This window comes from Caballeronia sp., from assembly GCF_049581465.1.
Lineage (GTDB): Bacteria > Pseudomonadota > Gammaproteobacteria > Burkholderiales > Burkholderiaceae > Caballeronia.
Window position 1 is genome coordinate 1 of sequence record NZ_JBAUSA010000103.1, and the last position, 9,977, is coordinate 9,977.

A 9,977-nucleotide genomic window follows, 5' to 3' on the forward strand; every position below is an offset into this window, starting at 1 on the left:
CCCGAGTCCCGTGCCTGATCGCATCTTGCGAGCCATGAGCTATCCGACGATCGATCATCGCGGTCCCGAGTTCGGGGCGCTTGGGCTCAAGGTGCTTGAGGGTATCAAGAAGATATTCAAAACCGAACAGCCGGTTGTGATTTATCCGGCCTCGGGCACGGGTGCCTGGGAAGCGGCATTGACCAACACGCTCAGCCCGGGCGACGCGGTCCTGATGTTCGAAACCGGCCACTTCGCGACGCTGTGGAAGAAGATGGCTGAGAGCCTCGGTTTGAAGCCCGAATTTCTAGGCTTGCCCGGCATCGAGGGCTGGCGGCGCGGCGTGCAGCCGAAAATGATTGAAGAACGGCTGCGCAACGACAAGCAGCACCTCATCAAAGCGGTGTGTGTCGTTCATAACGAGACATCGACGGGCGTTACCTCGGATATCGCCGCCGTGCGTCGCGCGATCGATGCCGCGAACCATCCGGCGCTTTTGCTCGTCGACACGATTTCAGGACTCGCGTGCGCCGACTACCGTCACGACGATTGGGGCGTGGATGTCACCGTGTCGGGTTCGCAAAAGGGCCTGATGTTGCCCCCGGGTATCAGCTTCAACGCGGTATCGCAGAAAGCAATCGCTGCGAGCGCACAGGCAAAACTGCCGCGCAGCTTCTGGGCATGGGGCGAAATCATCGAGATGAACAAGACGGGCTACTGGCCCTATACGCCCAATACCAATTTGCTATATGGCCTTTCCGAAGCGCTCGACATGATCCTGGACGAAGGACTCGAGCAGGTCTTCGCCCGCCATGAACGCCTGGCGCAAGCGTGTCGCCGTGCAGTGACGGCCTGGGGCCTGGAGATTCAGTGCGCCGATCCTAGCGTGTATAGCCCCGTCCTGACCGGCGTAATGATGCCCGAAGGTATCGATGCAGACGTCGTTCGCCACGAAATCTACGAGCGCTTCAACATGTCCCTTGGGACCGGTCTTGGAAAAATGAAAGGGCGCATGTTCCGCATCGGACACCTGGGCGATTGCAATGAGCTGATGCTGCTTGCAACGCTCGCGGGATGCGAAATGGGTCTGCAGATAGCGGGCGTGCCGCTCGCTTCGAGTGGCTTGCCAGCAGCCATGGCGTTCCTGGCGACGCAAGCCGTGGCCAAGCCAGTCAAAGCCGCAGCCTGACGAAACAGCGCGGATAGAGAAATCTCAAGGCCGAAGTAGCGCCCGTGTTATAGAGCCCGCACAACGCCGCGCACGTACGCGGCGGTGCAAAAGCAATTCTCATCGTGCAAGCAGTCATCGCGCGTGAGGTGCTTGACCCGGTGAGCCAGCTTGGCCCACTGGGGAAATCAGGTAACGGAGACAAACGATGAAACGGTATCGTATTACCAGCGCGACCAGTATCGTGCTGGTCATGCTGTGCGTCATGTATTTCATTACCTATCTGGATCGTGTCAACGTTAGTACGGCTGCGGCGGGCTTTGGCAAGGAGTTTCATCTCTCGCATACGCAAGTGGGGCTGGTTTTCTCGGCATTCGCTTATCCGTATCTTTTATTTCAGATCATCGGTGGATGGATAAGCGACCGTTTCGGCGCTAAGCGCACACTGATTTTTTGCGGGGCGCTCTGGGCGCTAGCGACCCTGTTGACGGGTTTTGCCGGCGGACTCATGTCCTTGCTCGCTGCGCGCCTGCTGCTCGGGTTCGGTGAAGGAGCCACCTTTCCGGCATCCACGGCGGCCATGTCGCGTTGGGTCGCCAAGGAGCGGCGCGGCTTCGCCCAGGGCATCACGCATGCCGCGAGCCGCATTGGGAACGCTGTCGCGCCGAGCGCCATCGTGCTCGTGATGGCCACCTACGGCTGGCGCCAATCGTTTTATATTTGCGGCGCGATCAGCCTCGTGTGGGTTGTCGTCTGGTGGCTGACGTTCACCGAACATCCTAAAGACCATCCACGTATCACCCCTGCCGAACTCGAGATTCTTCCTCCGCCTAAGCCGAAGCCGGCTGCCGTGCCGTTCAAGGCGCTGTTCAAGCGCATGTTGCCGGTGACGATCGTGTACTTCTGCTATGGATGGACGCTGTGGTTGTTTCTTAGCTGGATCCCGCAGTATTTCCTGCATAGCTATAGCCTCGACCTCACGAAGTCAGCCTTGTTTGCATCGGCCGTTTTCTTTGCCGGCGTGCTGGGCGATACGCTTGGCGGGATCGTGACCGATCGTATTTTCGAGCGCACCCGGAACTTGCGGCGGGCGCGTAGCTTGATGGTTTCTATCTGCATGCTCTTCACGCTTCTGGTGCTGATTCCGCTGCTCTTCACGCACGATATCTATGTTTCGCTAGCGTGTCTTGCAGGAGGCTTCTTTTTCTCCGAGATGACAATCGGACCGATGTGGGCGATCCCGATGGACATCGCGCCCGAATATTCAGGTACTGCAAGCGGCATGATGAATACGGGTTCCGCGCTTGCTGCGATCATTTCGCCCGTGCTGTCGGGCTACGTAATCGACCGCTTCGGTAGTTGGGAGCTCCCGTTCGCCGGCAGCATGCTGCTGATGGCGATTGGGGTCGTGCTGGCTTTCCGGATGCAGCCCGATAGCAAGTTCGGCATTGTGCCGACACCGAACGCACAGCCCGCACCGCATCTCGGCGTCTGATTCGTCGCATCCTGATTGACCATGACCGATCAACCTTTCTTCGGCCAGCATCTTGCCAGGGCGCGTGCGGCGAAATAGAAGACGAGGCTTGCGTCCACCTCGACTCGTTCTAGTTCTTAGGAGGCGGCGTCCCATGACCCATCCTGCAGCGGGCTTGCTCGTCAAGCCGATTCATCTCGTGCCCTCAGCCAGCCAGCTTGCCACTCCGCTCGCACGGCGCCTGCGCGAAGCCATGCGGGGCGACGTACTCTTCGACGCGGCGAGTCGCGGCCGCTATTCGACTGACGCCTCCATTTACCAGATCACGCCGGTCGGCGTCGTCGTGCCGCGCGATCAGGACGATCTTCGCATCGCACTCGAGGTCGCGCGCAGCGAGAACGCGCCGCTTCTGGCGCGCGGCGCAGGTACGAGCCAGTGCGGCCAGACGGTAGCGCAGGCGCTGGTCATCGATACGTCTAAGTGGCTGAACAACATTGTCGAGTTCGATGCGCACGCGCGCACGGTGACAGTCGAGCCAGGCGTCGTGCTGGATCACTTGAACGCATGGCTCAAGCCGCACGGATTGTGGTTCCCTGTCGATGTATCGACGGCCGCCCAGTGCACCATTGGCGGAATGGCGGGTAACAATTCCTGTGGTTCGCGTTCCATCGAATACGGCAACATGGTCCATAACGTCGCGGCCATCGACGCCGTGCTTGCCGATGGCAACGAGGGACGATTTACTTCGGTATCCGAAGTTCAAGGTAACAAGCGCGTCAGGCACATCATGGAAGGTGTCCAGCGGATCGCGATGCGTGAGCGTAGCGAAATCGCCGAACGCATGCCGAAGGTGTTGCGTCGCGTGGCTGGCTATAACATCGATTTGTTCGACTGCCAGAATCCGCGATCCTACACCGACGACGGCACGGCAAACCTTGCTCATTTGCTGGTGGGTTCCGAGGGGACGCTGGCATTTAGCCGGCAGTTGACGTTGAAACTCTCGCCGCTGCCGCGGCACAAGACGCTGGGCGTGGTCAACTTCCCGACGTTCTACCAGGCGATGGACCTGACGCAACATATCGTGAAGCTGGGCCCCGTGGCCGTGGAGCTCGTCGATCGAACCATGATCGATCTCGCCATCGGCAACCCCGCGTTCCGGCCGGTCATTGAGAAAGCACTGGTGGGCCGGCCCGAGGCCATTTTGCTGGTCGAGTTTGCGGGTGAGGAACACGCATCCCAGGTGGAAAAACTAGATCGCCTGACGCAACTCATGGGCGATCTCGGCTTGCCGGAGTCGGTCGTGAGAATGCCCGATGCAGGCGAGCAGAAAGCACTCTGGGAAGTGCGCAAGGCTGGCCTGAACATCATGATGAGCATGAAGGGGGATGGCAAGCCGGTGTCGTTCATCGAGGACTGCGCGGTGCCGCTCGAACATCTTGCGGACTATACGAGTCGACTGACCGAGGTCTTCCATGAGCACGGTACCGAGGGTACGTGGTATGCCCACGCAAGCGTCGGTACGCTTCACGTTCGACCCATTCTCGACATGCGACGCGACGGCGCTGCAAAAATGCGTGCGATCGCTGCGAAGGCCTCTGAGCTCGTGCGTGAATACAAGGGCGCTTATTCGGGCGAGCACGGCGATGGCTTGTGCCGCGGCGAGTGGGTCGCGTGGCAATACGGACCGCGCATCAATGAGGCGTTTAGTGAGATCAAGCAACTTTTCGATCCCGACAATCGCTTTAATCCGGACAAGATCGTGCGTCCTCCGAAAATGGATGACGCCCGCAACTTTCGCTTCGCGCCGGGCTACCGCGAAAAGCCGCTTGCGACGACGCTTGACTGGTCGGCATGGAACGTGGAACGCGACCCGCTCACCGGTCAGGAAACACCCGCCGGAACGGGTAACGACCTGAGCGGCGGCTTGGCTAAAGCCGTCGAGATGTGCAACAACAACGGTCACTGCCGCAAGTTCGACGCGGGCACGATGTGCCCGAGCTATCGCGTGACGAAGGACGAGCAGCACGTCACGCGCGGGCGGGCCAACACGCTGCGCCTGGCGGTCTCCGGGCAATTGGGCAATGACGGGCTCGCGAGCCTCGAAGTGAAGGAAACGCTCGACCTCTGCGTATCGTGCAAGGGATGCAAACGCGATTGCCCGACGGGCGTCGACATGGCGAAGTTCAAGATTGAAGCTCGCGCTGCCTGGGCCAAGACACACGGCGTGCGCGTGCGCGACAAGCTGATTGCATTCATGCCGCGCTACGCGCCTTACGCCCGCCACGCGAGCGGCATGATGGCGTTCGTCGAACGGTTGCCGGTCCTGTCGAAGCTTGTTAAGGGCAGGCTAGGTATTGCGCATGGGCGTTCTCTGCCGCGCTTCGAAAAATCCTTCCTCTCCGGCGCGAGGTCGAATCCGGCCGACGCAGCCGTGAAGGAGGTGATGCTCTTTGTCGATACGTTCAATAACAACATGGAGCCCGCGAACGCCCGCGCGGCGCAGCAGGTGCTCGAGGCGGCCGGCTACAAGGTCCACTTCAACAACCGCGAAGGCGAGCGGCCCGTGTGCTGCGGACGTACCTTCCTTGCGGCGGGGCTGGTCGACGAAGCGAAACTCGAAGCCAGGCGCTTGCTCGATACCTTCATGCCATACGTTGAACGGGGCGTGGCGATCGTCGGGCTGGAGCCGTCGTGCCTGCTGACGCTGCGTGACGAGTTCCTGCAATATGGATATGGCGAGGAAGCCGTCAAACTGTCGAAGCTCGCATTTCTCTTTGAGGAATTCCTCGTGCGCGAGACATTGGCCGGGCGTATGGACCTGAAGCTGCAACCGCTCGAAGCGTCGCGCGTATGGGTACACGGGCATTGCCATCAGAAAGCGTTCGATGCGTTCTGGCCCGTGCAAGCCGTGCTTGAATGGATCCCGGGGCTTGATGTCAAGGTAATCGAATCGTCGTGCTGCGGCATGGCCGGCAGCTTCGGCTATGAGGCGGAACATTTTGAAGCGTCCAATGCGATGGCCGAGTTGTCGTTGCTGCCAGCAGTACGCAAGGCGGCCGTTCGCGAACTCGTGGTCGCCGATGGCACCAGTTGCCGTCACCAGATCCACGATGGTGCTCAGGTCGATGCGCTTCACGTCGCACGTGTATTGGCAATGGCAATCGCGCCATGAATCCTGGAAGTCTGGCTTGGGGAGCCTAAAGTCGGAGCATGAGTTTCGGGTGCTGCTCGCGGAGAGTGTGGGGCTAGGGAGGGGTGTCGCGGCGAGTGTGGGGCTAGCATTGAGTCCTTCTCCATATTCTCGTATCACCACGGGATTGCACGCGCTCCTCCATCGTGCTTCAGCTTCATATGACCCAAACCGTTAGAGCCGAAGCCAAGCAGTAGGCTACAGGCGGCCGTATTGAGTTGTGGGGCCGTTGAGGCGAAGCGTGTGCGCGCCGTGGGTGCTTGAGATGGGTGTTCACCCGTGCGTTGATCAGTGGGGGCAGTACTACGTTCGTGCCAAAAACCTGAAATGAGCAACGACGACACTTAGGTTTTGGCGGTTTAAAACGCGTTTCTTTGCGCAGGGATTCGTGATGTTCACTTTAACGCCTACGCGAGTTATGACTTCTCGAAAAAATGGGTCGCTTCGATTGATGTGACCGCGGGTAGGTTGCAGCACGACGCGGCGCGTAGTCCGATTACCGAGCGCACGACTGAATTAAACGCGGTGGCCGCGCTTAATTATCGGTTGAGGGTAGTTTGAGGGAGGGGTGGCGGCGAGCAGAACGGCTCCAACCAAAACCCCTCCAACCAAAACGGGTCAAGCACGATCCGGTGCGACCTCACCTGCCCGGGCGTGCCTCGATTTCAATGGCGGCCGCGAGGATGACCGCGCACGCATTCGAGGTCCGGCTTTTTCCTTGCCGCGGACGGTAAACACGGTCGCCGCGGTTAACTGGCTGGCCGCTCATTGCGCACAAGCCGGCGCAGGTCGCAACCCCCCCGTATCCAAAGCTGTTCGCCATAATGGCACCGCCCGGCAGTGGGCCAAAGGATCGACGCGGTACTCTCTGTGGGACGCTCCAGCACCCGGACGAACGTTTGCACTGATTCGTCGCCGCCGCTGCTACTGCAGTGCGAAATGGCAGGGCGCGCGGTGGTTCCCATTGGCAGCAGAGCTTGAGCGATACGCATCCAGCGCGAGCCGTCGCTTTTATCGGGCGCCGTAGGCCTCCTCACGATCAAGCTCGTCGTGCCCGCCGTCGACTAATGTCGACGACGTTCTTCGCGTTCCCGTCTTCGCAGTCCGTTTGCTCACTCACTAACGCTGTCTTCGCCTGGGCCGACATAGCATCCAGAAGACGCTGAGCCTCAACCTGGGCCGTGCTCAACGCCATGCCCCGGATCGCGTCGCCTCCCGGCGAAAATGCCCAGTCAAGTGCTGCCCGTGCATCGTCCAGATCTTCGCGTAACTCGCTTAACGTAGCGGCACAAGGGTTATGTTTTACCGCCAATCGGGTCTGTGGAAGACGCGTTGTCAGGAATGCGATGAGCCGGGCTGTCACAGCGGCTTCCTCGTCTTCCTCACGTAGCTTGTCCAGCGCATAGAAGCGGGTCGACTCGGGTAATCGGTACTGCGTGCTGGCGGCGTCGATGTCGATCAGGATCAGTGACTTGCTAACCAGATCGCTGATGCTGGCGACCACATATGTTCTACTGATTGATTCGTCAGCGACGACCGCGCACGCGCGTTCGAGCGTGAAGCGCCCGCTGAACCGGCCCAGTCGCCGAAACACTGCGCGAGAGGGCGCATCAAGCAATGCGTAGCTCCAGTCGAACGTCGCACGCAGAGTCTGGTGACGCGGTAGTGCAGTCCTATGGCCGCCCGTAAGCATGCGAAGACGGTCGTCAAGGTGACAAAGCAGCGTTTCAATGCCAAGGGTCGCGGCGCGCGCGGCGGCCAGTTCGATTGCAAGCGGAATGCCATCAAGCCGGCGGCAAATCTCGCCGACCAGCGACACACTGCGTGCGTCGTCGCCAAGCCTCGGCTCGATTGCGCGGGCACGTGCAAAGAACAGACACACGGAAGAATGCATCAACACATCATGGCATGGTGGGTCCACGGGTGGCACGTCCAGGGGATCGACCCCGTAAAGACACTCGTCGGGAATGCGTAATGGTTCACGGCTCGTGGCCAATATACGCAGACGAGGATTTCGCCGGATCAACGCATAGATCACGCTTGCCGTGACGTCGAGCACATGCTCGGCATTGTCCATCACGACCAGGATCTGCTGACTCGCTACGGCGTCGGCAATCCGTGCGGGATTGATGGCGCCACCGGTGACGTTCAACTTCAGGGCCTCGGCTATGGCGGCCAGAACGGCGTCGTCGTCTGTCAGCGGGGCAAGTTCAACCCACCTCACGCCGTCCACAAAGCGATCCGCAGCACCGCGCGCGACCGCCTTGGCGAGGCTCGTCTTGCCAATTCCGCCAGCGCCGACAAGCGTAACGACTGCCGCGCCGCCTAGCGCGCGAGCCACCTCTTCGATTGCACCTGCACGGCCATAGAGTTCAAACGTATGTGCCGGCGGATAGTTCGTGCTCAGCGCGGCGTCTATCGCCTTGGTGGTCTCGGGCGCCGAGTTGCCTTCTTGCGGCTCGTCACGGGGACCGACGAACCGATAGCCCCGGCCCGGTGCGGTCAATATAAGGTCGCGATCGGCGCCAAGCGCCTTGCGCAATGCAGAAAGATGGACTTGCAGATTGTTCTCTTCAACGATGGTGTCAGGCCAGACCTGCCGAATCAATTGATCCTTAGTGACCACGCAACCGCGAGCGGCAACGAGGATCTCCAGTATGTCAAAAGCGCGAGATCCCAAGCGCAACACCTCCGCGCCCGAGCGAAGCACGCGTCTCTGAAGATCTAATTCAAATCGACCAATTCGGATCATTTAGCGATTACTTAACTTAACGATGAGATAAAGATATCGGTCCTCGTTCCCGTGGTTCTCTCAGATGAATTTTTATGGTTTGCGCCCTTGGCTAACACTTGACCTTGACTTGCTATCAATGTCGTGCAGTCCATGTTGCTGCATAACATTCATTTAATTTGAATTTGAACCATCAGCTTTATGAAACGAGCATAGATTTATACCACCCACCACGTCTAAGGTATTAGTAAAAATTCAGGCAGAATTCAGGATTTTTAAGGGTGCTTTTCCTTAATATGAAATGTCGTGCTGTCTGGTCGTCGAGAAGATTCGCCGCATCCGCAGGCGTTCTTCCTGCAGAAAACAAATGTGTTGAGCGGTGTACATTACGCAATCGCAGTTGTTTCCAACCGGTTGTACGTGAGCGCAATGTTTCACGTATTGGGGCTGAGACGCATCGCAGATCTCAAGAACGCTTCGAAATAGGCAGCGCCAATGCGGCGAGGCACGCCTTGCGGTCCTACGGCGTTTCGAACGTCTGGGCAGCTCGAACGAAAATCAGTTAGCATAGCTGATATTCAGGAAACGCTCATAGCGCTGAACCCGCGGCGTGCCTTCATATGCGTGCGAAGGGGAAGCGTCGAGCATTAATAGCTATTCAGAAGGCTTAAGATCGGGCCACGGACGTAGGTTGTTGTCGCGGGTATCGTATTCTTCTCACCAACCAGGAGTTCACTCAATGAGCACCATCACGGCAAAAGACGGTACGCAAATCTATTATAAAGATTGGGGTAGCGGGAAGCCGGTCGTTTTCTCCCACGGTTGGCCGCTTGACGCCGATGCGTGGGACGCACAGATGGTCTTTCTGGTCCAGAAGGGTTATCGCGTGATTGCTCACGATCGGCGGGGCCATGGCCGCTCGGGACAATCCGGGGGTGGCAACGACATGGATACCTACGCGGACGACCTTGCTGCAGTCATCGACGCGCTCGATCTCAAGGGTGCAACGCTCGTCGGTCACTCCACCGGCGGCGGGGAAATCTCGCACTACGTCGGACGACATGGAACAAAACGTGTCGCGAAGATGGTCCTTATTGGTGCGGTGCCGCCCCTTATGTTGAAAACCGACGCGAATCCGACTGGCCTGCCGCTCTCGGTTTTCGACGGCATTCGAACCGGCACGGCGAGCAATCGTTCGATATTCTTTAAGGCTCTCGCGCTGCCGTTCTACGGTTATAACCGGCCCAATGCGAAGGTTGAGCAAGGGGTAATTGACGAATTCTGGCGTGAGGGCATGTTGGGTTCGGTGCTCGGGCAATACGAGTGCGTCAAGCAGTTCTCGGAGGTCGACTATACGTCCGATCTTGAGAAGATCGATGTGCCAACGCTGATTCTACATGGCGATGACGATCAAATCGTGCCGTTGGATAACTCT

General features: G+C 59.0%; 7 protein-coding genes. 5 read left to right on the forward strand and 2 right to left on the reverse strand.

All coding sequences use genetic code 11. The features are described 5' to 3' along the window. The 4 genes from WCA53_RS02485 to WCA53_RS02500 form a co-directional block, all read left to right on the forward strand. The coding region (locus WCA53_RS02485) for a pyridoxal-phosphate-dependent aminotransferase family protein (protein WP_423905115.1) at positions 1-1,168 on the forward strand (1,168 nt) is incomplete at its 5' end. Between the two features lie 187 nt (positions 1,169-1,355). Continuing rightward, positions 1,356-2,642 carry an MFS transporter gene (locus WCA53_RS02490; protein WP_423905117.1) on the forward strand — a complete coding sequence of 429 codons (1,287 nt, stop codon included), beginning with the start codon at positions 1,356-1,358 and terminating at the stop codon, positions 2,640-2,642. Between the two features lie 133 nt (positions 2,643-2,775). Next, positions 2,776-5,793: an FAD-binding and (Fe-S)-binding domain-containing protein gene (locus WCA53_RS02495; protein WP_423905118.1), complete on the forward strand. Its 3,018-nt coding sequence runs from the start codon at positions 2,776-2,778 to the stop codon at positions 5,791-5,793. 402 nt (positions 5,794-6,195) lie between these two features. Beyond that, the gene (locus WCA53_RS02500; protein WP_423905126.1) at positions 6,196-6,372 is read left to right on the forward strand and encodes a MipA/OmpV family protein; all 177 of its coding nucleotides are present in this window, start codon (positions 6,196-6,198) and stop codon (positions 6,370-6,372) included. Between the two features lie 79 nt (positions 6,373-6,451). On the opposite strand, the gene WCA53_RS02505 is transcribed toward WCA53_RS02500, so the two are convergent. Together WCA53_RS02505 and WCA53_RS02510 are read right to left on the reverse strand one after the other, a co-directional pair. Continuing rightward, positions 6,452-6,634 carry a DUF3331 domain-containing protein gene (locus WCA53_RS02505; RefSeq protein WP_423905120.1) on the reverse strand — a complete coding sequence of 61 codons (183 nt, stop codon included), beginning with the start codon at positions 6,632-6,634 and terminating at the stop codon, positions 6,452-6,454. Between the two features lie 216 nt (positions 6,635-6,850). Further along, positions 6,851-8,491: an ATP-binding protein gene (locus tag WCA53_RS02510; RefSeq protein ID WP_423905122.1), complete on the reverse strand. Its 1,641-nt coding sequence runs from the start codon at positions 8,489-8,491 to the stop codon at positions 6,851-6,853. A 790-nt stretch (positions 8,492-9,281) separates the two neighbouring features. Here WCA53_RS02510 and WCA53_RS02515 point away from each other — a divergent pair. Further along, positions 9,282-9,977, forward strand: a 696-nt coding sequence (locus WCA53_RS02515; protein ID WP_423905124.1) for an alpha/beta fold hydrolase, incomplete at its 3' end; no start/stop codon positions are given.